The following is a 350-nucleotide window of genomic DNA, read 5'->3' on the forward strand; positions in this document are numbered from 1 at the left end:
GAGAATACTTCATTCCTTTCTTTTTTTCTCTTACAGCTTGATCTTGTAATCGTTTTTGTTGCTGTTGTTTTGTTAATCGATGAACAATTACGCGGGCTGGAATTTTATCAATCATTCCTACATAAGCATCAACTATTTCACATGTTTGTCCTGGTTGAAGGGAGTTCATTAACGTCTCCATATCTATCTGTATATACTCTGTACCTTTCTTAATTCTTCCATCTTGAAAATAATCAGGATTAGGATTTTTTTGATAAACACGTGTATTCGACTTGATACGAGAGATATAGTAGGCCTCTTTATCTTGTATATATTGAAGGTCTTTTAAATGAAAATAACCTAAATCTCGG

The 350-nt window shown here is 32.9% G+C and carries 1 protein-coding gene; it reads right to left on the minus strand.

Going from position 1 to position 350, the window contains the following annotated elements; all coding sequences use genetic code 11:
* Nucleotides 1–350 (minus strand): transposase (locus tag MR065_RS27215; protein WP_242215749.1); only part of this gene is annotated, 350 nt, incomplete at both ends.

Source organism: Bacillus cereus group sp. BfR-BA-01383 (assembly GCF_022663495.1).
Taxonomy (GTDB): domain Bacteria; phylum Bacillota; class Bacilli; order Bacillales; family Bacillaceae_G; genus Bacillus_A; species Bacillus_A cereus_AU.